The 23,711-nt window shown below is 75.2% G+C and carries 20 protein-coding genes; 8 read left to right on the top strand and 12 right to left on the bottom strand.

Annotated elements, in window-relative coordinates:
* Window positions 1–2: 2 nt before the first annotated feature.
* From AB0N04_RS02315 to AB0N04_RS02330, 4 genes are all read left to right on the top strand, one after another.
* Complete coding sequence (locus AB0N04_RS02315; RefSeq protein WP_360217908.1) at window positions 3–2,573, top strand: Hsp70 family protein; 2,571 nt, start codon at window positions 3–5, stop codon at window positions 2,571–2,573.
* Window positions 2,570–2,968 carry a hypothetical protein gene (locus tag AB0N04_RS02320; protein WP_360217905.1) on the top strand — a complete coding sequence of 133 codons (399 nt, stop codon included), beginning with the start codon at window positions 2,570–2,572 and terminating at the stop codon, window positions 2,966–2,968. The genes AB0N04_RS02315 and AB0N04_RS02320 overlap by 4 nt, the downstream gene beginning before the upstream one ends.
* Window positions 2,969–3,147: 179 nt before the next feature.
* Window positions 3,148–3,387, top strand: a complete 240-nt coding sequence (locus tag AB0N04_RS02325; RefSeq protein WP_360217902.1) for a chaplin — start codon at window positions 3,148–3,150, stop codon at window positions 3,385–3,387.
* A gap of 138 nt (window positions 3,388–3,525) precedes the next feature.
* Window positions 3,526–5,157, top strand: a complete 1,632-nt coding sequence (locus tag AB0N04_RS02330) for an AMP-binding protein (RefSeq protein WP_360217899.1) — start codon at window positions 3,526–3,528, stop codon at window positions 5,155–5,157.
* Between the two features lie 88 nt (window positions 5,158–5,245).
* Here AB0N04_RS02330 and AB0N04_RS02335 read toward each other — a convergent pair whose 3' ends face one another.
* A complete protein-coding gene (locus AB0N04_RS02335) occupies window positions 5,246–6,241 on the bottom strand; it encodes an aldo/keto reductase (RefSeq protein ID WP_360217896.1) in 996 nt (331 codons plus the stop codon).
* A gap of 143 nt (window positions 6,242–6,384) precedes the next feature.
* Between AB0N04_RS02335 and AB0N04_RS02340 the strand changes: the two genes are divergently transcribed.
* Complete coding sequence (locus AB0N04_RS02340; protein ID WP_360217928.1) at window positions 6,385–7,170, top strand: SDR family NAD(P)-dependent oxidoreductase; 786 nt, start codon at window positions 6,385–6,387, stop codon at window positions 7,168–7,170.
* 62 nt (window positions 7,171–7,232) lie between these two features.
* Here the strand turns inward: AB0N04_RS02340 and AB0N04_RS02345 are convergent, their stop codons facing one another.
* Complete coding sequence (locus AB0N04_RS02345; RefSeq protein ID WP_360217893.1) at window positions 7,233–8,540, bottom strand: MFS transporter; 1,308 nt, start codon at window positions 8,538–8,540, stop codon at window positions 7,233–7,235.
* Window positions 8,537–9,820, bottom strand: a complete 1,284-nt coding sequence (locus AB0N04_RS02350; protein WP_360217890.1) for a hypothetical protein — start codon at window positions 9,818–9,820, stop codon at window positions 8,537–8,539. The genes AB0N04_RS02345 and AB0N04_RS02350 overlap by 4 nt, the downstream gene beginning before the upstream one ends.
* A gap of 148 nt (window positions 9,821–9,968) precedes the next feature.
* Here AB0N04_RS02350 and AB0N04_RS02355 point away from each other — a divergent pair, with 148 nt between their 5' ends.
* The 3 genes from AB0N04_RS02355 (at window position 9,969) to AB0N04_RS02365 (ending at window position 13,100) form a co-directional block, all read left to right on the top strand.
* Window positions 9,969–10,781, top strand: coding sequence for a class II glutamine amidotransferase (locus tag AB0N04_RS02355; protein ID WP_360217888.1), 813 nt, complete (start codon window positions 9,969–9,971; stop codon window positions 10,779–10,781).
* Window positions 10,694–11,509: a hypothetical protein gene (locus AB0N04_RS02360; RefSeq protein ID WP_360217885.1), complete on the top strand. Its 816-nt coding sequence runs from the start codon at window positions 10,694–10,696 to the stop codon at window positions 11,507–11,509. Before AB0N04_RS02355 ends, AB0N04_RS02360 begins: the two co-directional genes overlap by 88 nt.
* Window positions 11,510–11,699: 190 nt before the next feature.
* The gene (locus tag AB0N04_RS02365) at window positions 11,700–13,100 is read left to right on the top strand and encodes a glutamine synthetase family protein (RefSeq protein ID WP_360217882.1); all 1,401 of its coding nucleotides are present in this window, start codon (window positions 11,700–11,702) and stop codon (window positions 13,098–13,100) included.
* Between the two features lie 187 nt (window positions 13,101–13,287).
* On the opposite strand, the gene AB0N04_RS02370 is transcribed toward AB0N04_RS02365, so the two are convergent.
* From AB0N04_RS02370 to AB0N04_RS02410, 9 genes are all read right to left on the bottom strand, one after another.
* On the bottom strand, window positions 13,288–14,691 hold the full coding sequence (locus AB0N04_RS02370; RefSeq protein WP_360217879.1) for an MFS transporter: 1,404 nt from the start codon (window positions 14,689–14,691) through the stop codon (window positions 13,288–13,290).
* 74 nt (window positions 14,692–14,765) lie between these two features.
* On the bottom strand, window positions 14,766–16,067 hold the full coding sequence (locus AB0N04_RS02375) for an ATP-grasp domain-containing protein (protein WP_360217876.1): 1,302 nt from the start codon (window positions 16,065–16,067) through the stop codon (window positions 14,766–14,768).
* 169 nt (window positions 16,068–16,236) lie between these two features.
* Window positions 16,237–17,514 (bottom strand): DegT/DnrJ/EryC1/StrS family aminotransferase, encoded by a 1,278-nt coding sequence (locus tag AB0N04_RS02380; RefSeq protein ID WP_360217873.1) that lies wholly within the window; start codon window positions 17,512–17,514, stop codon window positions 16,237–16,239.
* Between the two features lie 184 nt (window positions 17,515–17,698).
* A complete protein-coding gene (locus AB0N04_RS02385) occupies window positions 17,699–18,508 on the bottom strand; it encodes an SDR family oxidoreductase (protein WP_360217870.1) in 810 nt (269 codons plus the stop codon).
* A complete protein-coding gene (locus AB0N04_RS02390) occupies window positions 18,505–19,239 on the bottom strand; it encodes a cupin domain-containing protein (protein WP_360217867.1) in 735 nt (244 codons plus the stop codon). Before AB0N04_RS02390 ends, AB0N04_RS02385 begins: the two co-directional genes overlap by 4 nt.
* On the bottom strand, window positions 19,239–20,414 hold the full coding sequence (locus tag AB0N04_RS02395; protein WP_360217864.1) for a 2-deoxy-scyllo-inosose synthase: 1,176 nt from the start codon (window positions 20,412–20,414) through the stop codon (window positions 19,239–19,241). Before AB0N04_RS02395 ends, AB0N04_RS02390 begins: the two co-directional genes overlap by 1 nt.
* Window positions 20,411–21,727, bottom strand: coding sequence for a D-arabinono-1,4-lactone oxidase (locus AB0N04_RS02400; protein ID WP_360217861.1), 1,317 nt, complete (start codon window positions 21,725–21,727; stop codon window positions 20,411–20,413). Before AB0N04_RS02400 ends, AB0N04_RS02395 begins: the two co-directional genes overlap by 4 nt.
* On the bottom strand, window positions 21,724–22,818 hold the full coding sequence (locus tag AB0N04_RS02405) for a polysaccharide deacetylase family protein (RefSeq protein WP_360217858.1): 1,095 nt from the start codon (window positions 22,816–22,818) through the stop codon (window positions 21,724–21,726). The genes AB0N04_RS02400 and AB0N04_RS02405 overlap by 4 nt, the downstream gene beginning before the upstream one ends.
* Window positions 22,819–22,852: 34 nt before the next feature.
* On the bottom strand, window positions 22,853–23,683 hold the full coding sequence (locus AB0N04_RS02410; RefSeq protein ID WP_360217855.1) for a phytanoyl-CoA dioxygenase family protein: 831 nt from the start codon (window positions 23,681–23,683) through the stop codon (window positions 22,853–22,855).
* Between the last annotated feature and the right edge of the window lie 28 nt (window positions 23,684–23,711).

The following is a 23,711-nucleotide window of genomic DNA, read 5'->3' on the forward strand; positions in this document are numbered from 1 at the left end:
ACATGTACCGCACACTCGGCATCGACCTGGGCACCACCAACTCCGTGGTGGCCCACCTGCGCCGGGGCGAGCCGGAGATCATCTTCAACCGGCAGAACCAGGAGGCCACGCCCTCCGTGGTCGGCAGCGGTCGCAAGGGCGAGCTGCTGGTCGGCTCCACCGCACGCAGCCGGACCGCCGTCGACGGCGCCAACGTGATCCGCTCGGTGAAGCGCTTCATGGGCCGCAAGTTCAAGGACCCGCAGGTCCAGGCGGCCCTGAAGGAGGTCGACTACAAGGTCACCGCGGGCACCGACGGCGACGTCAACGTCTGGTTCAACGGCCGTTCCTACACCCCGATCGAGATCTCCGCGATCATCCTGCACCGCCTCAAGGAGGACGCCGAGCAGCGCCTCGGCGAGCCCTTCCACCGGGCCGTGATCACCGTGCCCGCGTACTTCGGCGAGCGGCAGGTCGCGGCCACCCAGGAGGCGGGCCGGATGGCCGGCCTGCACGTGCTGCGGATCATCAACGAGCCGACCGCCGCCGCGCTCGCCTACGGGATCACCACCGAGGCGGGCGACGAGGGCCGGACCGTCCTGGTCTACGACCTCGGCGGCGGCACCTTCGACATCTCGATCCTGCTGCTGGTGCCGGGCTCGGTCTCGGTGCTCGGCATCGAGGGCGACAACCTGCTCGGCGGCGACGACTTCGACCGCGCCATCACCACCGCGCTGCTGGAGGACATCCGCGAGGAGTACGGCGCCGACTACCAGCCGGACCTGCGGGACCGCCCCAAGATCGCCTCCACCGCAGAGACCATCAAGATCGAGCTCTCCCACCAGGAGGCCTCCGAGGTCATCCTGCCCGGCCTCGGCGCCGGCCAGCTGGTGCTGGAGACCGAGTTCGAGCGGGCCCGTTTCGAGGAGCTGATCGAGGCCCGGATCGAGCGCACCATCGAACTGACCCACAAGGCCATCATGCAGGCCAACCTCACCGTGGGGGACGTCGACGAGGTGGTGCTGGTCGGCGGCTCCACCGCCATCCCGCTGGTGGCCCGGCGGCTCGGCGAGGTGTTCGGCCCCCGGCGGATCCGGCGCGGCGTCAACCCGATGCAGTGCGTGGCGCTCGGCGCGGCCGTGCAGTCCGCGCTGGTCGGCGAGGTGGAGTGCCCCGAGTGCCGGGCCCCCGGCGACCTCTCCGCCTCCAACTGCGCCAACTGCGCGACCTCGCTGCTCGGCGGCCCCCGGATCTCCTGCACCGGCTGCCACATCCCGTTCGACGCCGAGGCCGCGGCCTGCCCCAAGTGCGGTCTGGGGGCGAGCGGTTCGCCCGCCCCCCGGTCGGCCGCGCCGGTGCGGTCGCCGGCCCCGACCGTCGCCCACGGGGAGAACTGCCCGCGCTGCGGCACCCCCGCCGCGCCCGGCGTCACCGCCTGCGGGCTGTGCGGCGAGGCCCTCAACTCGGCGGCGCCCGGCGGCACCAGGGTGGCCTCCACGGCCGCCGAGGACGTCGGTCTGCGCTGTGCGGCCTGCGGCGTGGTCAACCCGCCCGGCAGCGAGGTCTGCCAGGGCTGCGGCGAGCTGATGCAGGTCACCAACCCGTTCGACATCACGCCGAAGAACCTCGGCATCGAGCTCAACGACGGCCGGCTGGCCGTGATCATCCCCAAGAACACCAGCTACCCGACCGGTTCGCCGGTCAGCCGGGAGTTCGTGGTCGCCGGCAGCGGCCGCCAGCGGCTGGAGGTCGCGGTCTACGAGGGCGAGCACGAGATCGCCCAGCAGAACGAGCTGATCGGCCACCTGACCCTGCGGCTGCCGGCCGGGCTCGGCGGCCGCACGCCGGTGGAGGTCTCCTTCGGTCTGGACCGGGACCGCACGATCACCCTCTCGGTGCGGATCCAGGGGGGCGGCGAGAAGACCGTCAAGCTGGAGCGGGTCACCCTGGACCCGGAGCTCAAGGTCCAGGTCGAGGAGCAGCAGCGGCAGATCGAGTCCTTCACCGACCGCTGGGGCGGCGAGCTGACCGAGGCCGAGCTGCGCGAGGCGCAGCAGCTCATGGACCGGCTGGACGACCTGGCCGCCGGCCAGACCCGCGGCCAGTCGGTGGACGAGGCGCTGGAGCGGGCCCAGCGCCAGCTCCGCGCCCAGCGCTGGGTGCGCGGCTCGGAGGCGTACCTGAGCCTGTTCCTCCACTACTGCGAGAAGCACCTCGACCCGAGCGACCTGGACCGGCTGCGGTCGGTGGCCGCCGAGCTGCGGCTGCGCCGCGAGGCCGCCGACTGGGAGGGCGCGATGGTCGCGGCCCAGCGGGCGGACGAGCTGTGCGACTCGCTCGGGCACACCTTCCGGATGCTCACCATGTGCAACGTCTACGTGAACCAGAACATGGTCTCGCCGGCGCTGTCCCAGCTGATCATGGCGGAGCTGCGGGGGCTGGACGAGGGCGTGGAGGCGCCGAACATGGAGAAGGTCAACCGGCACATGTCGAACCTGCTGGCCCTGTACGCGCAGGCGCAGCGGGAGCTGGGCAGCGAGCCGCCGGCGGAGTCGCTGGGCCCGGTGCGGCCCGAGGAGGCGGGGCCGCGATGAGCTCTCCCGAGACCACCCGGACGACCCCGGCGGACGGGGTTCCCCCGCACGACGCTCCCGGGCACGACAACCCCGCGCCCGGAGGCCCCGGGTCGCAGGTGCCCGCCCCGAGGGCGGCCGGGCCCGCGGTGCCCCCGCTGGAGGTGCCCTGTCCGCAGTGCGCCGTCCCGGCGGATCCGGAGGGCCTGCGCTGCCCCTCCTGCCGGGAGGACCTCGCGGCGCTGGTCCGGCTGCGGCACGCGGGCCGGATCGACTACAACGAGGCGCTGGCGGCCCTGCGGACCGGGGACGACGCGGCCGCCCGGGTGCTGTTGCGGCGGTCGCTGGCGGCCGAGCCCGGGCTGCGGCCGGCCCGGGACCTGCTGGACGCGCTGGTGACCCGGACGGGTGACTGACCGGTGGCGGCCGCGGTAGGCCCGTCGGGGGCGGGCCCACCGCCGCCGCCCACGGGGTGCGGGGCGCCGACACGCCCTCCAAGCGAGCAATCCGGGCGTTCCCCGGGTGGCGTCGCGTCTGATCGGAGGTGAGTGTGATCGTCACACGGATGTTCGCCACCCTCACAAGGAGTGACGCAATGCGTATTCGCACCACCCTCGCCGCCACCGCGCTCGCCGCCGTCGCCGTCCTCGCCGGTGCCGGCACCGCCGCCGCCGGCGACGCCACCGCCAACGGTGTCGCGTTCGGCTCGCCGGGCGTCCTGTCCGGCAACCAGATCCAGATCCCGATCAACCTCGAGGCCAATGTCTGCGGCAACACGATCGGTGTCATCTCGATCCTGAACCCGGCCATCGGGAACACCTGCATCAACGGCTGACCCCCGGCACCGGGGCCGCCCGTCGCACCTGACGGGCGGCCCCGGTGGCGTGTCCGCACCCCCGTTCGGGGGTGGCGGCGCGGCGCCCGGGCCGGGAGCATGGTGCCCGTCCCGCCCCGCCGTACCCAGGAGCCGTACGTGCCGATCCAGCCGACCCCGCGCAGCTACTCCTCCGGCACCGCGGACGTCCCGCTGCTCGGCGACACCATCGGGGAGAACCTCGACCGCGCGGTGCGCGCCTTCCCCGGGCGGGACGCCCTCGTCGACCGGGCCACCGCCCGCCGCTGGACCTACGCCGAACTCGCCGCCGACGTCGACGCGCTCGCGCTCGGTCTGCTCGACCTCGGGATCGCCAAGGGCGACCGGGTCGGCATCTGGGCCCCCAACTGCGCCGAGTGGACGCTCACCCAGTACGCCACCGCCAAGCTCGGCGCGATCCTGGTGACCGTCAACCCCGCCTACCGCCCGCACGAGCTGGAGTACGTGCTGAACCAGTCGGGCATCCGGCTGCTGGTCGCCGCCGAGCGCTTCAAGACCTCGGACTACGCCGGGATGATCGAGGAGGTGCGGCCCCGCTGCCCGGAGCTGGAGCGCGTGGTGCTGATCGGCGGCCCCGGCTGGGACGCGCTGCTGGCCGCCGGACGCCGCGGGGACCCCGGCCGACTGGCCGAACGCGGAGCCGAGCTGGCCCCCGACGACCCGATCAACATCCAGTACACCTCGGGCACCACCGGCTTCCCCAAGGGCGCCACCCTCTCGCACCACAACATCCTCAACAACGGGTACTTCGTGGGCGAGTTGCTCGACTACACCGAGCAGGACCGGATCTGCGTCCCGGTGCCCTTCTACCACTGCTTCGGCATGGTGATGGGCAACCTCGCCGCCACCTCGCACGGCGCCTGCACCGTCATCCCCGCCCCGTCCTTCGACCCCGGGGCCACCCTGGCCGCCGTGGCCGCCGAGCGCTGCACCTCGCTGTACGGCGTGCCGACCATGTTCATCGCCGAGCTCGCCGACCCGGACTTCGACCGGCACGACCTCTCCAGCCTGCGCACCGGCATCATGGCCGGTTCGCCCTGCCCGACCGAGGTGATGAAGGAGGTCATCGAGCGGATGGGCATGGCGGAGGTGTCCATCTGCTACGGCATGACCGAGACCTCGCCGGTCTCCACCCAGACCCGCACCGACGACCCGGTCGAGCGCCGGGTCTCCACCGTCGGCCGGGTCGGCCCCCACCTGGAGGTCAAGGTCGTCGACCCGGTCACCGGCCGCACCGTCCCGCGCGGCGAGCCCGGCGAACTCTGCACCCGCGGCTACTCCGTGATGCTCGGCTACTGGGGCGAGCCGGAGCGCACCGCCGAGGCCGTCGACGCCGCCCGCTGGATGCACACCGGGGACCTCGCCGTGATGGACGGGGACGGCTACCTCGCCATCACCGGCCGGATCAAGGACATGGTGATCCGGGGCGGGGAGAACCTCTACCCGCGCGAGATCGAGGAGTTCCTGCACGGCCACCCCGACATCCTCGACGTCCAGGTCATCGGGGTGCCCGACCCGAAGTACGGCGAGGAGCTGATGGCGTGGATCCGGATGCGCGGGGGCGCCGAGCCGCTCACGGCCGAGGCCGTCCGCGCCTACTGCACCGGCCGGCTGGCCCACGTGAAGATCCCGCGCTACGTGCACGTGGTCGAGGAGTTCCCGATGACCGTCACCGGCAAGATCCGCAAGGTCGAGATGCGGGAGATGGCGGTGCGCCTCCTCAACCCGTGAGCCGTCCGCCCGGGTGAGCCGTCCGCGCGTGCGCCGCGCACGGGCCGGCGGCCCGGGGTGCCCCCGCCTGCGGGCACCCCGGGGTGCCTCACCAGCGGTGGTGGACCAGCGCGCGGATGCGGCGGTCGTAGAGCTCGGCCGCCCCGGCCAGCACGCGTTCCGGGAGCGGCGGCAGGGCGGCGGCCGCGGAGTTGGCCGCCGCCTGGGCGGGGGTGCGGGCGCCCGGGATGACGCTGGTGACGCCGGGCTGCTGGACGATCCAGCGCAGCGCGGTCTGGGCGGGGGTGGCGCCCTCGGGCGCCAGCGCGGAGAACTCGGCGGCCGCCTCCACCCCGGTCGCGTAGTCGACGCCGGAGAAGGTCTCGCCGACGTCGAAGGAGTCGCCGTGCCGGTTGTAGGTGCGGTGGTCCTCGGCGGGGAACACCGTGTCGTGCCGGTAGGCCCCGGAGAGCAGCCCGGAGGCCAGCGGGACGCGGGCGATGACCGCCACGCCGGCCTCCCGGGCGGCCGGCAGCACCTCGGCGAGGGGCTTGCGGCGGAACGGGTTGAGGATGATCTGGACGCTGGCCACGTTCGGGCGGGCGATCGCGGCGAGGGCCTCCGCGCAGGTCTCGACGCTGACCCCGTAGGCGGCGGTCCGCTTCTCGGCGACGAGCGTGTCGAGCGCCTCGTAGACGGCGGGGGTGGCGAGGACCGCGGTCGGCGGGCAGTGCAGCTGGACCAGGTCGAGGGTGTCCACGCCCAGGTTCTCCCGTGAACGGTCGGTCCAGCTGCGGAAGGCGTCCAGGGTGAAGGCCTCCGGCTGCTGGGGGCCGCGGCGGCCCAGCTTGGTCGCGACGGTGATCGCGGCGGCCCGGTCCGGGGCGAGCCCGCGCAGGTACCCGCCGATCAGGCGCTCGCTGCGGCCGTCGCCGTAGACGTCGGCGGTGTCCAGGAAGGTCACGCCGGAGCCGACCGCGGCGTCCAGGACGGCGTGGGCGTCCGGTTCGGAGACGTGCCCCCAGTCCGCGCCGAGCTGCCAGGTGCCCAGGCCGATCACCGACAGCTGCCGGTGGCCGAGCCTGCTCGTCGTCCGCTTCTCCATGAGGGCCGTCCTCGGGTCGTGGGGGTGGGGTTTCCGGACACCATCCTGGCACAGGAATTGCCAGACTAGACAAATGTTTGCCAAGTTCCTATCGTCCAGAGCAGATATCCGGAGGAAGACCGATGAACCGGGAGGTTCCGACCATGCGGTTGAACAAGGCGACCGTGTTGCTCACCGGTGCGGCCGGAGGCATCGGCCGCACCCTGGCCCGCCGGCTCGCCGGGGCGGGCGCCACCCTGATCGTCACCGGCCGGCGCCGGGAGCCGCTGCGGTCGCTGGCGGCCGAACTCGGCGCCCGGCCGGTGGTCGCCGACCTCGCCGACCCGGAGCAGGTCCGCCGGCTCGCCGAGGACTGCCCGAACGTCGACGTGCTGGTGGCCAACGCCGCCCTGCCCGCCAGCGGCGAGCTGCTCGACTACACGCCCGAGCAGATCGACCGGGCGCTGGCCGTCAACCTGAGCGCACCGGTGATGCTCAGCCGGCTGCTGACGCCCCGGATGGTGGCGGCCGGCCGCGGGCAGCTCGCCTTCGTCGGCTCGATGTCGGGGAAGGCCGCGACGCCCTACTCGTCGCTGTACACCGCGGGCAAGTTCGGGCTGCGCGGCTTCGCGCTGAGCCTGCGCCAGGACCTGCGCGGCACCGGGGTCGGGGTCTCGCTCGTCCAGCCCGGGTTCGTGGGCGGGGCCGGGATGTTCGCGGACACCGGGGCCGAGGTGCCGAGCGGCGTGCGCACGGTGTCGCCGGAGCAGGTCGCGACCGCAGTCCTCCGGGCGATCGAGGAGGACCGGGCCGAGACCAACGTGGCACCGCTCACCCTGCGGCTGCGCTGCGCGGTGGCCGGGCAGTTCCCCGGCTACGCGGAGCGCGGCGGGCGCGGGGACGAGACGGCGGCCCGACGCATCGTCGCGGCGCAGCGCGCGCTGCGCTGAGGCCGGCCGGCCCGTGCTCCGGGGCGTCACGGGGCGCCCCGGAGCACGCGTCGGCCGCAGGCTCACACCCCGGCCCCGGCCCCGGCGCGGCGCCCGGGGCGGGCGGCCCGGGTCACCAGCGGCCCGGTCAGGGTGCCGACGGCGAGCAGCAGCGCGGCCAGCAGCAGCCATCCCGGCCGGCCCCACGAGAGCACGAAGACCCCGAGGACGGCGGGGCCGAGCGCGTCGCCCAGGCCGGCGCCGAAGCCGAACACCCCGGAGTACTGGCCCTGGGCCCCGGGCTCGGCGAAGCCGAAGGAGTACTCCATCGACGCCGCGGCGTGCCAGAGCTCGCCCGCCGTGTACACCGCCGTCGCGACGGTGAGGAGCAGCGCGGCCGCCCACCACGGCGGCCCCTCGGCGGCCGCCGTCAGCAGCAGGGCGGCGGCCAGCGCCCCGCCCGCCCAGCGCAGCCGCCGGCCGGCCGCGTCGACGCCGGTCACGTCGCGCGCCGCCCGGACCTGGAACGCCGCGATCAGGCCGGTGTTGAGCAGCAGGACGGCGGAGGTCGTCCAGCGGGGGGCCGAGGTGTGCCCGACGATCCACAGCGGGAGCGCGAACGCGGGCACCGAGTAGTGCAGCTCCAGCAGCCCGTTGGCCGCCGTCGCGACCAGGAAGGGGCGGTTGCGCAGGGCCGTCCAGCCGGACCGCGGCCGGTCCGCCCCGGCCGCCCGCGGGGCCGGCCGGGGCAGCCGGGCCAGCACCAGCGCGCAGGCCAGGAAGGCCAGCACCCGGCCGACCAGCAGGGCGGTGTAGGCGCCGCGGGTGTCGGCCTGGACGGCCAGCCCGGCCAGCACCGCGCCCAGCGACAGGGCGAGGTTGGTCACCGCCTGCAGGTAGGCGCGGAACGCGGCCGGCCGGGTGCCGCCGAACGCGCGGACCAGCGGGTCGCGGCTGGCCGGGTTGGCCGCGTGCACGGCCGCGGTCAGGCAGGCGACGGCCAGGAACGGCCAGAACCCGCGGACGAACAGGTAGCCGGTCGTGAAGGCGGCGCCGAGCAGCATGACGCCGATCTGGGTCCGGCGGGCGCCCCAGCGGTCGGCGATCCGGCCGCCGGCGAGCCCGGCGAACAGCCCGGTGACGCCGCCCGCGGTGAGGCCGAGCGCGACCTGGCCGGTCGGCAGGCCGACCACCCGGGTGAAGTAGAGGGCGCTGCTCGCGACGAACAGGCCGCTGCCGAAGGTGTTCACCACCGTCGCGGCGGCGAGGACCCGCTGCGGCCCCGGCTCGGGGAGCAGCCGGGCCCACGGCGCCGGGCGGTGGGCAGCGGCGGGTGCGGCCGGTGTCCCGGGTGCCGCGGGTGCGGTGGGGGTCGGGGCGGTGAGCGTCATGCCGGGACCCCGACCGGCGCCGCGGACCCGTTCGGCACGGTGACCAGCCGGTCGTCGAACCAGCGGCGCAGCTCGTCGAAGCGGCGCAGCAGCGCGGCCTCGGACTCCGCGGCCACCAGGACCTGGGCGGCCCGCTGGTCGGTGCTCGCGAGCGAGTCGGACCAGCTGGTGCCCGGGGCGGCCTCCACCCGGGCGTACTCGACGCCGGGCAGGGCCTCCAGCTCCCCGGCGGAGGGGCAGGCGACCACGGTGCCCGGCCGGCCCGGCAGGAAGCTGCTGCCGATCACCCGGGGGTCGGTGCGCACCTCCCGGTCCGGCAGGCGGCCCAGCCCGCAGAGCAGCATGGCCTCGCCGAGGTCGATCCCGAACTTGGCCAGCGTCTCCTCGTGGATCAGCCCGCCGCCGCGGCGGGCCGCGCACTCGCTGAAGACCAGCCGGCCGTCGGCGGGGTCGTGGAAGAGCTCCATGTGGAACACCCCGTCGGTCAAGCCGAGGGCGGTGAGGGAGCGGCGCACGAGCGGCTCGGCCAGGGCGTACCGCCAGGCTTCGCGCTGCGGGTCGATCCGGCGCATCCAGAGCGGGCGGTCCTGGTCGACCACGCTCAGGCAGGGGCTGCCGTAGGCGCCGAGGGCCAGGAAGCGGACCTCGCCGTCGAGCACGAAGCCGTCCGCGATCCACTCCTCCCCGCTGACGAACTCCTCCAGCAGGAACGTCCGTTCGGTGGAGCGCCCGGCCCGCAGGCGGTCGCCGAAGGCGCGCAGTCCGGCGAGGTCGGTGACGGTGGCGGTCAGCCGGGTCGAGGCGCCGGCGACGGGCTTGACCACCGCGCGCGGGTAGGGGAGCGCGGTCAGCCCGGTCAGGTCGTGGACGTCCTCGATCACCGTGGTGCGGGCGGTCGGGACGCCGGCCGCGCGGACGGTGCGCTTCTGGACCTCCTTGTCGCGGAAGCGCACCGCGGTGTCCGGGTCGATGGCCCGGCAGCCCAGGTGGCGGGCCAGCAGTCCGGCCGTCACCAGGGCGAACTCGTCGGTGGTGACCACCGCGTCGTAGCGCAGACCGGCGAGGCCGGCCCGGTGCAGGGCGGCCAGTACGGACTCGGCGTCGCTCTGGCTGTCGGCGTGGACGGCGGTCAGCTGCGCCGGGACGGGCACCGCGCCGGCGTCCCGTTCCGGGGCGCCGGTGACCACGACGGCGTCGACGCCGAGGCGTACGCACGCGTCGAGGGTGTACCTGGCCGCGCCCAGGAGCAGGACGAGCGGCCGGGGGTCGTTCTCTGTCACGTTCCCTCCCTGTTCTCCGGCCGAGCATATACAGATGTTGCCAGTGAGAGGCAAGTTATTGCCAAGAGTTGCCAGGCCTTCTAGAGTCGACCCCGACAACCGGCGCCCAGCGCAGCCGCCCACTCAGACAAGGAGGGCATCCGGACCCATGTGCCGCCTGATCCTGGCCTCCGGGACGTTCGACCCGGCGGACATCGTGGCCGCCGCCGTACAGATGAGCCGTGGCCTGACCGCCGACCACGACAACGCCACCACCGTGCACGCACACGGCTGGGGCGCGGTCTGGCGCGACCCCGGGAGCGGAGCGCTGCGGGCGCACCGGGACGAGCGCCCGGCGGCCGAGAGCGCCCCCGACTCCCCGGTGGCCACCGCCCGCACCGACTTCCTGGCCATCCACGTCCGTAACGCCACACTGCCCGAGAACCGCGGCCCCGCCTTCACCCACCCGCTCGAACGCCCCGGCGACCCCTGGTACTTCATGCACAACGGGTACCTGCCGACGGCCTACCGCGGGCTCGGGCTGGCCGCCTCCGCCTTCGACTCCGCGGAGTACTTCGACTACCTGATCCCGCCCGGCACCGACCGGCTGGACGAACGGACGGCGCTCGCCCGGCTCCGGGCCCTGGAGCCCGGCGGCACCTCCGGCAACGCCGTCGCCGTGCACCCCGACCGGGCCCACCTCGTGCACTGGAGCCCGCCGGACACCCGCACCCCGCGCTTCTTCGCGATGCGGCGCACCACCACCGCGACGGCGCAGATCGTCGCCTCCGAGACCGTCCCGGCCCTGGCCCCGCCCGCCGCCTGGCGGCCGGTGGCCCCCGGCGCCGTGCTGACCTTCCCGTTCACCGCCCCCACCACCGAGAGGACCCCGACATGCCCGAGCTCTGGGGCCGCGTCGTCCACCACCTCGACCAGCCCGGCGAGCCCGCTCCGGACGGTCCCGGCCTCCTCAAGGGCCTGATCTCCGGCGACCACGCCGTCGTCGTCCTGCGCGGGCTGCTGTCGGAGGAGGAGTTCACCGCCAACCGGGAACGCGTCGTGCCGCTGTTCGGCCGGGCCGACACCACCGAGTACAGCAACGGCAGCCTGACCACCCTCGGGCCCTACCTGGCCAAGCACCTGGCCGCCCCGGACACGTACTTCGAGCAGGCGGCCGCCGCCGAACGGCTCACCGCCGGCGTCGGCTTCGACCTCGCCGACCGGGTGCGCGCCCGGCTCGCCGAGGTGCTCGGGCTGGACGCCTTCGACGTGGCCGCCGAACCGGACGGCCGCGAGTACGCCCGGAAGAACGTCCGGATCTACTCCGACGGCGTCCGCACCCCGCTGCACAACGACAACATGATGCGCGACGCCGCCGGGACCGGCCTGGTGCTGGCCGGGCTGCTGCACCACCTGAGCGTCGTGGTCTGCATCCAGGAGTGCGACGGCGGCGGCGAGTTGGAGATCCACCGCAAGCAGTGGGAGCCCCTGGACGAGGAGTTCAAGGTGGTCGGCGGCCTCGGCTACGACCAGGCCGTCACCCGCGGCGCCCCCGCCCACCGCTTCAAGCCGCAGACCGGCGACGTCTACCTGCTCAACCCGACCCACTACCACTCGATCGAGAAGCCGACCGGGACGGACCGGGTCACCATGGGCTTCTTCTTCGGGTTCTTCGACCCCGCCCTGACCCGCGCCGTGGCCTGGGTCTGACCCCCACCGCCCCCGGCCGCGCGGCGCCGTCCCCCGCCCCCGCCCCCGCGGGCGGCGGACGGGCCGGCGCCGCGCCCGAACCCCGGCCGCACCGGCGGCCCGGACCCCGGCCGTACCAGCGACCCGAACCCCGGCCGCACCAGTGGGCCCGAGCCCCCGGCCCGAACCCCGAGAGAGAGCCGAACCGACGATGGCGAGCCCTGACAGCAACGGCGGCGTGCCCGCCGCCGAATCCCGCGCGAGGATCCAGCGGATCGTCGAGCAGGAGGACATCGAACTGATCCGCTTCCTGTGGGTCGACCACAACTCCGTCACCCGCGGCAAGGCGGTCTCCCGCCAGGCCCTGCCCGGCCGGATGGACTCCGGCATCGGCCTGGCCCGGAGCCGGCAGGCGTCCAGTCTGCTCGACCTCGGCCAGCCCGTCCCCGGGTTCGACGCCGTCGGCGAGGTCCGGCTCGTCCCCGACCCCGACTCCTTCGTCCGCCTGCCGCACGCCCCCGGTTCGGCCGCGATGCTCTGCGACCTGCTCACCGTGGACGGCGACCCCTGGGACGCCTGCCCGCGCACCTTCCTCAAGGAGGCCCTGGCCGCCGCCGGCGAGTACCAGGTGGTCGCGGCCTTCGAGCCGGAGTTCACGCTCTGCTCCACCCAGCCGTCGCCGGGCGTGCTTGACCTGTTCGACGACAGCCTCTGCTTCGACAACGAGGGCTTCGACGCCGCCGACTCCTACACCGTGGACCTGCTGCGCGCGCTGCGCTTCCAGGGCCTGACCGTGGAGACGTACCACCCCGAGTTCGGAGCCGGCCAGCACGAGATGACGCTGCGGCACGCGCCGGCCCTGCGCGCCGCGGACAACTACGTCTGGCAGCGCGCCACCACCCGGGGCACGGCCCGACGCAAGGGCCTGTGGGCGACCTTCGCACCGGTACCGGCCCCCGGCATGCGCGGCAACGGCAACCACGCCCACCTCTCGCTCTGGCAGCCCGGCCAGGACGGCCGCCCCCCGGTGAACCTGTTCGCCGACCCCTCCGACGAGCTCGGACTCTCCACCCTGGCCCGGCACTTCATCGGCGGACTGCTGGCGCACCTGCCCGGGCTCACCGCGCTCACCAACGCCAGCGTCAACAGCTACCACCGCCTGCGGCCCGGCATGTGGGCGGGCGCCTTCGGCGCGTACGGACTGGACAACCGCGAGGCCGCGATCCGCATCCCCACCCGGCTGCGCGGTGACGAGGCGGGCTCCACCAACGTCGAGGTCAAGATCTGCGACTCCACCGCCAACCCCTACCTGGCGCTGGGCGCCCTGGTCCACGCCGGGATGGACGGCGTCCGCCGAGGCCTGGACCCGGGCGAGCCGCTGCACGCCGACCCCAACCGGCTCTCCGCCGACGAGCTGCGCCGGCTCGGCGTCACGGCGCTGCCGCGGACGCTGGAGGAGGCCGTGGACGCGCTGGAGCGGGACGAGTTCCTGATGTCCGTGCTCGGCCCGGCCCGCGCCGCCCTCTACCCGGCGATCAAGCGGGCGGACGTCCGGGACATGAAGGAACTGGGTTCCGACTCCGAGTACTTCACCCACGCCGTGCGGTTCTGAACCGGCACGGTCCGCACCGCCACCCGGCGGTCCGGACGGTCCCGTCCCGGACAGCCCCGTGGACTCCCGTCCTGAGCGCCGCCCCGGACCCCCGTCCCGGACCCCTGTCCCGGGCCGCCGGACGGCAACGATCGGAGGCGCCGGCCATCGCGGCCGGCGCCTCCGATCGTGTGCGTGCGGGCCCCGCTCAGCGCCGGGCCGCCCGGGCCGCCAGCGGCGGTGCCAGCACGGCGGCGGCCGCGTAGCCCAGTCCGAGCACCACCCACCCGGCGCCGCCGAGCCCGGACAGCGCCAGCGTGATGACGAACGGCCCGCAGGAACGGCCCAGTTGGGTCCCCACGCTCCAGGCGCCCTGGTACTCGCCGAGCCGGCCGTCGACCGCGAGCTCGTAGGACAGGCCCCAGGCGCCGGCCGACTGCAGCAGCTCGGCGGCGGTCAGCAGGGCCACCGCGAGGAGCAGCACCGCCACCGCGGGCAGCGGCGGCAGCGACCCGGTGGTGGCGAAGACCAGCGAGCAGGCGAGCACGGCCAGCCCGCCCCGGCGCATCGCCCGGGCCGCGCTGCCGGTGTCGGTGACGCCCCGCCCCGCCCGCATCTGGAAGCCGATGGCCAGGAACACGTTGGCCAGCAGCAGCGCCGAGGCCGTCCAGGACGGCGCCGCGGTGTGCTGGGTTACCCACAGCGGCACGGCGATCTCCAGCAGCTCGCCGTGCAGGATCAGCAGCCCGTTCAGCAGGGCGAGGCCCAGGTACCAGCGGTCGCGCAGCACCGCGGCCCCGCCGCCGGTGCCGGCCGGGCGGCCGCGCGGCGTCTCCGGCAGGCGCAGCGCGACGAGCCCGACCAGCAGGACGCACACCGCGCCGCCGGCGATCAGCAGCCGGAAGGCGAACGGGGTGCCGACGACCAGCGCGGCGCCGAGCGCGGGCGTGCCCAGGGTGGCGCCGACGTTGTGCACCACCCGGTTGTAGGCCAGCGTGTCCACCCGGTTCTCCGGGGTGGTCAGCGCCCCGAGGTAGGCCTGCCGCACCGGGTCGACGGCGCTCTCGGCGAGCCCCGCCAGGCAGACCACCAGGAGGAACTCCGCGAAGGAGTCGACCAGCAGGTAGCTGCCGAGCAGCAGGCCGCGGACGACGCCGAGCCCGACCAGCAGCCGCCGGTGGCCGATCCGGTCGCCGAGCAGCCCGGCCGGCAGCGCGGCCGAGAGCCCGATGAGCGTCGCCATCGAGAGCCCGGTGCCGACCTGCACGGCGCCGAGCCCGGCGACCCGGGTGAAGAACAGCACGCCGCCCGCGAGCATCACCCCGCGGGCGAGCGAGTCGAAGAACGACAGGGCGGCGTAGACCCGCAGCGGCCCCCGCGGGGGCACCGCCCGGGCCCACCGGTCGGCGGCCGGGCCCGGCTCCGCGGCCGGCGGGGCGGCGGTGCCGCCCTCGGCGGTCCCCGGGGCGGTCCGGTCCGCGGCCGACGTGGTGGCGGCCGACGTGGTGGCGGCCAACCCGGAGGTGGCCGTCGTCGCGGTGGCCGCCGGGCCGACGGCGGTCGTGGTGGTGCTGGTGGCCGTCCCGTCGCCCGACGGGTTGTCACCGGCCATGGTCTCTCCTCTCCCGGTGTGCGGCGGCGGGGCCGGTGCGCACTGCCCCCGGCCCCGCCCTGGTCCCCGTGCGCTCAGCGCAGGCGGTACACCCGGTCCTTGAGGGTGTCGACCACCTCGCGGTCCCGGCGCAGCTCCTCCTGGTCCGCGCCGGCCATGAACAGCCGCAGCGGGCTGGACAGCAGGTCCACCGTCGGCCGGATGCGCCGGCCGGGCGCGGATCGGACCACCACCGAGTGCACGGTGGGCAGTGCCGCGATCCGGTCCACGACGGACTCGTCGACCGAGTCGACGACCCCGTCCAGCGCGGTCGGGCTCTCGTAGACCGCCGCGGCCAGCCGCGGCCGGTAGACCCGCCCGCCGAGGCGGCGGGCGAAGTCCTCGGGCTCCAGCAGCGCGCGGGCGACCAGGGCCGCCGGGTTGGTGCCGAGCACGTGGTCGTAGAAGTCGGGCTGCATGGCGCCGTTGAACCGGGCGCCGATCTCCACCAGCGCCGGCCCCTGCGGGGTCATGATGACCTCGGCGTGCGAGGCGCCGTGCCGGATGCCGAGCGCGTCCAGCACCCGGCGCACGTACGCGACGAGGGCGGGCACCGGCTCCGCGTCCGGGTCGCGCAGGACGTCCCGGTCGTAGATCTTCCGGCCGCCGTCCACGACGTTCTTCTCGTACTCCCACACGGCCGCGACGAAGCTGTGGCCGTCGGCGCTGACCGAGTCCACGCAGTACTCGGTGCCCGGCAGGAAGGACTGCACCAGCACCTCGGTGTTGCGCTCGGCGAACATCGAGGTGCCGGCCAGCACCCGGTGGGCCGCGGACTCCACCTCGGCCTCGTCGTGGCAGATGTAGACGTTGTCCGAGGAGGCGGAGGACAGCGGCTTGACGACCACCGGGTAGTCGGCGCGCGCCCGGGCCCAGCCGACCACCGCCTCCGCGGTGTCGGCCTTGAACTGCTCGGCGCAGCGGATGCCCGCGGCCCGCAGCGCCTCGATCATCCGGAACTTGTCACGCCGGGCCGCCGACAGCGCGGTGCCGTTGCCGGGCAGGCCGAGCCGCTCGGCGAGTGCGTCGGCCAGCGGGACGCCCGGCTCCTGCCCGGCGACGACGGCGACCGGCGCGAGCGCGGCCAGCCGGGCGACGGTCGCCTCGAAGGCGGAGGCGTCCGGGCAGACCAGGCTCTCCCGGTAGTCCTCGGCGCGGGGCGGGATCATGGCGGGCCTGGGCTCGGCAGTGCTGAGGACGTGGACGGCCGGGTGGCCCGCGGCGGCGAAGGCGCTCACCAGGGCCGAGGCGTTGGAGTAGCCGTCCACGATCACGACGGGCCGGTCGGAGGGCACGGGGTGGGCGGCGCGCGGCGCCGGCGCGGTAGACGTGGTCAACGTGGGGTCGCTTTCTGGGAGTTCTGCCGGGAGGTGGCGCCGTGGTGCGGCACGTTCCCCGAACGGTCGAGGGCGGGGCTGGGCGGTCGAGGGCGGGGTGGGGCGGTCGACGGCGGGGCGGTCGAGGGCGGGGCGGGCGGGGAACAGGTCGGGCGGAGGGCGGGGCCGGTCAGCGGGCCAGCGCGGCGCGCCCGGCGAGCACCTTGCGGAAGGCCGCGGCGAGGTCGCGCACGTCGGACTCGTCGCCCAGCAGCGCGGCGTGGTGGAAGGTCAGGAAGCCGGCCGCCACCCGGCGGCTGACCGGCAGGTCGTAGCGGCCCGGGTCGAGCCGCTTCAGGTGGTCCGGGCCGAGGTCGAAGCGGCGCCTGGTGGCCGGGGCGTACAGCGGGCTCTCGTACAGCGGCCGGTACACCGGCCTGACGTGCAGGCCGAGTTCGGCGGTCAGGGCCTCGGCGACCAGGCCCGCGGGCAGGCCCCGGAACTCCTGCTCGGGCAGGCCGACCGCGTAGCCGAAGTACGTCCGGTCGGTGGTGCCGGGCGCGCTCGTCTGGGGGCGGAAGCCGTCCGCCGCGAGCAGCGCGTCGAGCCGCTCGGCGTTGGCCCGGCGGGCGGCGTTCTGGGCGTCCAGCTCCCGCAACTGCGCCACCAGCAGGGCGGACTGGAACTCGGACAGGCAGCGGTTGCTGCCCATCAGCTCGCCCGTCTCCACCAGCTCCGGCAGACCGACCGGTGGCGGTGCGGCGGCCCGGGTCCGGCCGTCGGCCCGCAGGTGCGCGATCCGGCGGGCGAGGGCCGGGTCGTCGGTGACGGCGGCCCCGCCCTCGCCGCTGGTGAGCACCTTGGTGTGGTGCATGCTGAACGTCCCGACGTCGCCCAGCGTGCCGGCCCGGCGGCCGCGGTAGACCGCGCCGTGGGCCTGGGCGGCGTCCTCGATCAGCGCCAGCCCGTGCCGGTCCGCGACCGCCCGCAGGCCGTCCAGGTCCGCCACCGCCGAGTACAGGTGCACCACGACGACGGCCCGGGTCGCGGGGGTGACGGCCGCCTCGACGGCCGCCGGGTCCAGGCACAGCGTGTCCGGGTCGACGTCGGCGAAGACCGGCACGGCGTTGACGCCGGCCACCGTCGAGGCCGAGGCGGCCCAGGACACGGCAGGGACGATCACCTCGTCGCCCGCGCCGACCCCGCAGGCCTCCAGGGCCGTCATCAGGGCCGCCGTGCCGCTGGCGGTGGGGACGCAGTGGGCCGCGCCCAGGTATCCGGCGAACGCGGCGGCGAAGCGCTCCTCCTGGGTCGGGGCCCCCAGGTACGGGCTGGCGATCGACCAGCGGCCGGAGTCCAGCACCTCGTTCAGCGCGGCCCGCGCGCCGGCCGCCGGGCGGGGCCAGCGCGGCCAGGCCCGGCCGGTCCGGACGGGTGCGCCGCCGTGGACGGCCAGTGCCGTGCTCATGCGCGCACCTCGCCGGGCCCGGCGGGGGCCGCCGCCCCGGCGCACCTCGCGGTGCCGAACTGGTCTCGCTCGCGCATGGGACGTCCTCCTGAGGGGGGTGCGGGGTGGGTGCCGCCGGGGCCGGCGGCACCGGACGGGCCGGGCCGGTGGGCGCCGACCCGGGCCGGAGCCGGCCGGCGCCGGTTCAGAGCAGGCCGCGGACGGTCCCGCCGTCCACGCCCCAGACGGAGCCGGTGACGAAGGACGCGGCCTCGGAGGCCAGGAAGGCGATCACCCGGGCCACCTCCTCCGGCGTGCCCATCCGGCCGAGCGGCAGCTGGCGCTTGCTCAGCTCGTGTTCGACGGCGGCCTTGGCGTCGCGGCCGTGGACGCTGCCGAGGGTGTCGGCGAAGCCGCCGGGGCGGGTCCACAGCGGGGTCCAGACCGGGCCCGGCGCGACGGCGTTGACCCGGACGGCCGGGCCCTCGGACAGGGCCAGGCTCTTGGTCAGGCTGAGCAACGCGACCTTGGAGACCTGGTAGTCGGCGGGCCCGGCCTCCGGCTGGCGGGCCAGGTCGGAGGCGTTGGTGACGATGCTGCCCCGGCCGCGCCGGCGCATCCCGGGCAGCACCAGCCGGGCGGCCCGGACGGCGCTCAGGAAGTTGAGCTCGAAGGTGTCCAGCCAGTCCTGGTCCGAGAGCTCGTCGAAGGTCCGGGCGTAGCACTGGCCGACGTTGTTGACCAGGACGTCCACCCGGCCGCCGAGGCCGTCCAGGGCCGCGCCGACGGCGTCGGCCACGCCGCCGGCGGTGGCGAGGTCCCCGGTCACCGTCAGGACGGCGGGTACGCCGTCCGCCCCGCCCAGCTCGGCCGCGAGCTGCTTCAGCCGGTCCTCGTCGCGGTCGACCAGGGCGAGCCGGGCGCCCTCGGCGGCGAACAGCCGGGCCGTCTCGGCGCCGATGCCGCTCGCGGCGCCGGTGATCAGGGCGTGCTGCCCGTCGAGTCCGAGCCTCATCCGACCCCCACCTCCGTGCTGATCAGCCGGAGGCGGTCCGAGACACCGGTGTTGGCCACGGTGACGGCGTACCCGGGGGGTACGGCCACCGACAGCCCGGCCGAGCCGACGGTGGGCACGCCGTCCACCGAGATCACGGCGCTGCCCTCCAGGACGTGCAGCACGATGCTGCGCCCGGCCGGCACCCGCTCCTCCAGCCGGCCCGAGGCCGGCACCTCCAGCAGCCGGAACCGGTGCCAGTCCCCGGTGAAGTACGGGGTGAGGTCGACCTCGGCGGCCAGGCCGGTGCCGGCCGGGGCGAGCAGGTCGGGGACGTGGATCCGGCCGGGGGCGGCGGCGGGGCCCTCGCCGGGGAAGACCTCGGTCACGAAGAAGTGCATGTCCTCGGTGCCGCGGTTGGCGATCGAGTGGGCGGAGCCGATCGGGGTGGTGACGAGGTCGCCGGCGGCCACCTCGATCTCGACCCCGTCCATGGTGACCACGGCCCGGCCGGAGACGATGTAGTAGATCTCCTCGGTGCGCAGGTGCACGTGCTCGCCGACCGAGCCGCCCGGCTCGATCACCACGTACTCGACGCAGTTCCACTCGCCTTCCAGGTGCATGCCGTTCATCAGCATCTTCCAGCGGCACACCCCCTCGCCGCCGACCTGCGCCCGGGTGACGGCGGGTCCGGAGACGTCGTTGGTGATGGGGCCGAAGGGGCGGCGCTCGCCGCGGACGACGGTGGCCATCAGGCGCTCACCAGCTCGGCGCGGCGGGCCAGCACGGAGTCGATGCCGATCCGGACCACGGCCTCCTCGACCTGGGTGATCTGGGCGCCGCCGGGGCGGTGCGGGCGGCCCAGGCCCTCCAGGAGGATCAGGTCGCAGCTGCCGTCGCGGTGCGGCAGGTAGCCGCGCTTGTTGTCGAGCCGCACGACGCCCAGCAGCGCGTCGGTCTCCAGCCCCGCGGGCAGCGCGGTGGGCGCGCCGTTGAGTTCCAGCAGGCGGCGGTGGGCCGCCTCGTCGGCGCGGTCGAGCAGCCCCAGCTCGCGGGAGACGCGGGCGGCGGCGAGCATGCCGACGCCGATGGCGAAGCCGTGCCGCAGCCGGCCGTCCGTCAGCAGCTCGGCCGCGTGGCCGACGGTGTGCCCGTACTCCAGGGCCAGGGCCCCGTGCTTCTCGGTCGGGTCGTCGTGCATCACCGAGGTCTTGGCGTCCACGCACAGGTCGATGAACGAGGTGATCACGTCGGGGGAGTAGCGGCCGTCCGGGCGCAGCAGCGCGGCGACCTCGTCGTACCGCTCCGGCACGATGGCCAGCACGTTCTTGATCATCTCGCAGAGCGCGGACTGGGTCTCCGCGGCCGGCAGCGACTCCAGGAAGTCCAGGTGGTTCCAGACCAGCACGGGGGCGTGGAAGGTGCCCAGGTGGTTCTTGCCGCAGCGGGAGTTGACCGCCTGCTTCAGCGAGAGCACCGAGTCGGACATGCCCAGCAGGGTGGTCGGCATGTGCACCAGCCGGATCCCGCGGAAGATCAGCGCCGCCAGCAGGCCGGCGATGTTCCCGACCACGCCGCCGCCGAGGGCCACCACGACCGAGCGCCGGGTGATGCCGCTGCGCAGCGCCTGCTCGGCGAGGCGGTCCAGGGTGGTGAGGCTCTTCTCGGTCTCGTCGGCGGCGGCGCTCAGGACGACGGTGGGGGCGAGCAGGGACAGCTGCCGCTCGGTCTCGGCGACGACGTGGGCGGGCAGGCCGGCGTCCGCGACGACCACGAAGCGGTCGGCGTCCAGCCGGGCGAAGCGGGTGCGCAGGTCGAGCCAGGCGGTGCGTCCGTGCCGGACGTGGAAGTCGTAGCGGACGTCGCCGAAGCGCACCTCGCGGTCGAGGCCGGCGGTCGGGGCGGTCGGGGCGGTCATGACGCTCATGGGTTCTCCCTCACGGAGACGGGGCGGTGGGTGTCGGTCGGGTGCGGGGCCGGGTGCGGCCCGCGCGGGAAGAGGGCGTCGACGAAGCCGTTGCGGAACTTGCCGTCGGGGTCGAGCCGGTGGGCCAGCGCCGCGAAGTCGGCGGCCCGCCGGTAGCCGGCGGCGGTCGCGGCCGGGGCGGCGGCGGTGAGCTTGCCCCAGTGCGGCCGGGCGCCCAGCGGCATCAGCCGCCGCTCCACGGCCTCCAGGACGGGCCGGACGACGGGCAGGTCCCGCACCCAGGTGAAGTGGAAGGTCGCCGAGTCGCGCCGGTAGGCGGGGCTCAGCCACAGGTCGTCCGCGCGGACCGTCCGCAGTTCGGCGACGTGCAGCACCGGGGCGACCAGCTCGCCGAGTTCGCGCACCGCGGCGATCGCGGCCGGGGCGGCCTCCCGCGGCAGGTAGTACTCGGACTGCAGTTCGGCGCCGGCGCCCGGGGTCAGGTCCGGCCGGAAGTGCGGCAGGCGTTCGTGCCAGGGCCCGGCGACGCCCAGCTGCGGCGTGCTGGAGCCGGCCGGCATGCCGGGGACGGGGTGCATCGGGCGGTCCGCCGGGCGGCCGCCGCTCCAGGTGCCGGCGGGGCGGTCGACGCGGTGCTTGAGCCAGACGTCGGCCCGGCCGCTGCGCCAGTCGGTGAATGCGCTGACGCTGTAGGCGGCGCCGAACACCTCGTCGTAGCGGTCGGCGACCTCCTCCAGCGGCACGTCGACCCGCACCCGCTGGGCGACCCGGTAGGCCGGTTCGACGGCCAGGGTCAGCCGGGTGACGACGCCGAGCGCGCCGAGCGCGACCACCGCGCCGGGGAAGACCTCCGGGTCGTCGGCCCGGCTGAGCCGGACGGTCCCGCCGTCGGGGCCGACCAGTTCCAGTGCGGTGACGGCGCCGGACAGGCACTGCTGCCCGTCGCCGGAGCCGTGCGTGCCGGTGGCGACGGAGCCCGCCACCGAGATGTGCGGCAGCGAGGCCAGGTTCGCCAGGGCCAGGCCGGAGCGGTGCAGGGCGGCCGCGACGTCGCCGTAGCGCAGGCCGGCCGCCACGGTCGCCGTCGACCGGTCGGGGGCGACGACGACCTCGGGCGGGAGGCCGTCCAGCACCACCTGGTCGTCGACGGTGTCGGCGACCAGGCTGAAGGAGTGGCCGCTGCCCAGGGCGCGGATCCGGGCGGTCCGTGCCACCAGACGGCGCAACTCCTCGACGCTGCAGGGGCGGTGGAGCCGCTTGCGGGCGTAGACGACGTTCCCGGCCCAGTTCGCGGCCGGTTCCCGGGCGCTCACCGGGCACGCTCCGCGCGGCCCGCGCCCGCCGGGGACGCGCCGCTGAGGCCCGCGCCCACCGGGGGCGCCTGGGTGGGCGGCGCCAGCTCGTCGACGGTGACGAAGCGGTAGCCGCGCCCGTGCAGCCCCTCGATGATGGCGGGCAGCGCGTCCACGGTCTGGGTGCGGTCGCCGCCGCCGTCGTGCAGCAGCACGATGGAGCCCGGCCGGGCCTGCTCCAGCACCAGGGCGGAGATCGCCTCGGCGCCCGGCATGGTCCAGTCGTCGGGGGCGACGTCCCAGAGCGCGATCCGCGCGAAGGTCTCCTCCAGCCAGCCCAGCACCTCGGGCGTCCGCGCCCCGTACGGGGGGCGGAACAGGGTGGGGGCCGGGCCGCCGGAGGCCGTGGCGATGGCCTCGTCGGTGCGCTCCAGCTGCTCGACGAGCTGCGCGCGGGTCAGCTCGGGCAGGAACGGGTGCGACCAGGTGTGGTTGCCGATCCGGTGGCCCTGCTCGCGCATCCGGACCAGCAGGTCGGGGTGCGCGCCCGCGTTCATGCCGACGCAGAAGAACGTCGCGGGGACGCGGTAGCGCTCCAGCACGTCGAGGATCCGGTCGGTGTAGGGCGGCAGCGGGCCGTCGTCGAAGGTCAGCGCGACCTCGCGGCGTCCGGCCCCGCCGTGGCTGATCAGGCGTCCGGCCCGGGTGAGGGCGGCCACCTCGGCGGTGGTGGAGGCGATCCAGGCCTCCAGCTCGCCCTCCCGGCCGGTCTGGGTGCCGCGCCGGCGCTCCAGCGGGACGAGTGCGGAGGGCCGCAGCCGTGCGGTGCGGGCCAGTTCCTCGGCGCCGACCGAGCTGAACGGCGGGCGCGCGGGCAGGGCGTGGGCGTCGATCCGGTGCACGGTGATCCCGGCGGCCATCAGGCGGCCGTCGAGGATCCCGTTGGTGCTCTCCACCACGGTGACCAGCGGCCCGTCGAGGCCGCGCAGGTGGCGGATCAGTTCCTCGGTGCGCGCCGGTGCGAAGTGCAGCGGCGCCGCTGCGAGGCCGGCCTGGTCGACGGTGTGGACGTGGTACCCCTCGGCGCTCCAGGAGACTCCCGAGTAGAACATCCGAGTTCCTTCCTTGGGTGGTCCGGTGGTCCGGTCACGCGGGCTTGCGGTACTCCGTGAAGTGCCGCTCGGCGAAGAGCTCCGGCCGCGTCCCGCGGTCGAGCTCCAACTCGCGTGCCCGGCGCAGCATGTGGCGCCAGTACGGCTTCACCGGCGGCCACAGGGCGCCGGTCTGGCAGTACGACGCGTCGACGAAGTAGCGCTCCTTGCCGGGGTGGTGCGGGTTCGGCCGGCGGGCGTGGAACAGCGCCGAGTGCAGCACCACCGTGGAGCCGGGCGGGAGTTCGTCGACGACGACCTCGCCGGGCAGCACCCCGGTGTCCAGGTGGGCGAGGGCGGTCTTGGGCGCGGCCCGGTGGTGCGAGCCGGGCAGCACGACCAGGGCCGAGGTCTCGCGGTCGAGCCCGTCGAGGTAGTGCAGGGTGTGCACCATGCCGTACGCGCGGTCCGAGGCGAGCGCCTGCTCGTAGTCGTGGTGCCACTGCTTGCCGGCCAGGCCGGGGGCCTGGCGGTCGCTGTGCAGGTGGTGGAAGACGAAGGACGGGCCGAGCAGCCGGTCGAGCACGGCCAGCAGTGGCGGGTGACCGATCAGTTCGCCGTGGGCGGGCAGTTCGAGTTCCAGCACGGGCGGGTCGCCGTGCACCGCGGGTTGGAGGCAGCAGGCGATGGAGCGGGCCCGCAGGCCCTCGTCGACCCAGCGGTCGACCTCCGGTCTGAGCCGGTCCACCAGGTCTGCGGGGAGGAACGAGGGGAGGATCAGGTAGCCCTGTTCCGCGAACCGGTCGAGCTGTTCGGGGCTCAGCGGCGCCGTGGCGTCGAGTGGGGTCGCGGTGGCGTCGAGGCGGGTCGGGTAGTGGAGCGACACGTGCGTTGACTCCGTTCGGCTGGTTCGG

It is taken from the genome of Kitasatospora sp. NPDC051702 (genome assembly GCF_040681575.1).
Lineage (GTDB): Bacteria > Actinomycetota > Actinomycetes > Streptomycetales > Streptomycetaceae > Kitasatospora.